Here is a 2,077-nt window from a genome sequence, read left to right on the forward strand (position 1 = left end):
CACCATAGGTCTGGGGTTTCTGCTGATGAAATGGGGCAGCAGTGTCACGCATGCCAGCTGGCTGACGATGCTTCCAGGCTGCCTGATCGCCGGGATCGGACTGGGGCTGACCAACACGCCTGTTACCAATACCACCACCGGGTCGGTGCCCAGTGAGCGTGCTGGCATGGCATCGGGCATCGATATCAGCGCTCGTATGATCAGCCTTGCAATCAATATCGCGCTGATGGGATTCATCTTGGTGGAAGGCATCCTGTCTTCCCTGCGTAACCAGTTATCTGGCTCGCCCGATGAAGTGCAATTGAGGTTGCTGGCGGAGAACATTTCAGCCGGTAACTCCGTGGTGTTGGGGCAGACCGGCCAGGGCACTACGGTTACGCTCGATGTCGCCAACACAGCTTTGGCGCATGGGTTTGGCTGGGTGATGCTGTATGGCGGCATTGCTGCGTGGGTGCTTGTGGCGGCGAGCTGGGTGGTCTTTCGTTCGAGCAAAGCCGTGCATGCTCAGCAGTGACTGTCATCCGAAGGACTGCTCTTGGCCGATTCTGTTGAAAAAGTCAGCCATGGTTTGCGCATCAGAAAAGTACGCGTCCGAGGTTGAAATCTTTACTTTTGGCAGARGCTTCCGGACTCGGATTTCACGTAGCAGCGTGCAAAAAAGGCGTTTTCACCAGTCAATGGTCAGGCAGTTTGGGCAGACCGACTTTTTCAACAGAATCGGCCGTTTTCTGCCAGTCATGAAGGGCTACATGCGACCTAAAGCTGTCGGTCGTACAGGATTTACAATCGGAGGCTCAGATGAACTGCCCGGTAGCCTTCAAGACGGTGCATCCAAGGCGGCCACGTCGAACAGGCAATTCAATCGCGACCTGAGCAAACACGGCTAGGCGYGGGCACGCCGGTATAGTCGACTCTATTGCCTACCGTATTTCCCGGAGCCTCCATCCAGTGTCTGACTTGCTGAGCAACGCCGCCTACACAAAACGCTTCGACCTGGTACTCGCCTACATCGACGCCAATCTCGAGGGTGACTTGTCCGTGAAGACGTTGAGCCAAGTCGCGAATTTTTCGGCGTTTCACTTCCATCGACAATTCACCGCGTTCGTGGGCGTGCCTGTTTCACGTTATGTACAACTGATGCGACTACGACGCGCGGCGCATTGCTTGTCTTCCCTCGCGGATTACTCGGTGCTGGACGCCGCTTTCGGTGCGGGTTTCGAAAGCCCCGAAGCATTTTCCAGGGCGTTCAGGCGGGCGTTCGGTATGACGCCGAGTGCATTCAGGAAGCAGCCGAATTGGCAGGTCTGGAGTGCGGTGTTCACCATCCCTCATTTTTCCAGGAGCATCATCATGCAGATACGAATTGTGGAGTTTCGCGAAGTCAGGGTTGCAGCATTAGAGCATTGCGGAGCGCCCGGGCTCATTAATGAGAGCGTGCGTAAATTTATCGAATGGCGCATGCAGAGCGGACAGTCGCCGGTGGCATCAAGTCGCAGCTTTGGTATTCCTTTCGGCAACCCCGATACGACCCCGGCCGAAGAGTTCCGGTTTGCAATCTGCGGCGAGATTCACGAGACGGTAGCAGCGAATGAGTTCGGCGTAACCGAGAGGGTTATCCCTGGCGGGCGCTGCGTCGTGGTGCGTCACGTGGGCTCGACGGATCACATCGGCGAATCGATCTATCCGATCTATYGTGACTGGCTCCCTACCAGCGGCGAGGAGCTTCGAGACCAGCCGCTGTTCTTCGATTATCTAAGCATTTCCCCCGAGACACCGCAGGATCAATGGCAGACCGATATTTATGTGCCTTTGCAATAGCGGACAGGTCGCTGCTGGTTTGAAACGATCGTCGTTGAGTTCATCGTTGTAAGCTGCCTCTCGCCAAGGGGCAGCTATTGGCCGGTTTTTGCCTGTCGCGAAGGGCAGCGTGCGCCCCAGTGCGGACGCTCAGGCAATAGGAGGCTGACTGACTTTTGTCATTTTCAAGCGTTGCCTTTCACTCATAAGAGCGGCAATAAGCTAGTACGGGTCACGCTCACAGCCACTCTTCATGCTGATAAAGGAATGCGTCACACTG

At 55.8% G+C, this 2,077-nt stretch carries 1 protein-coding gene and 1 pseudogene; both read left to right on the forward strand.

Features of this window, described 5'->3' with window-relative positions:
* Positions 1-514, forward strand: a pseudogene (locus ACXRVY_RS25865) (MFS transporter); the annotation flags it as partial.
* Positions 515-948: 434 nt separating this feature from the next.
* On the forward strand, positions 949-1,818 hold the full coding sequence (locus ACXRVY_RS25870) for an AraC family transcriptional regulator (protein WP_458238606.1): 870 nt from the start codon (positions 949-951) through the stop codon (positions 1,816-1,818).
* Positions 1,819-2,077: the final 259 nt, after the last annotated feature.

The sequence above is a fragment of the Pseudomonas sp. P5_A2_2 genome (genome assembly GCF_054177685.1).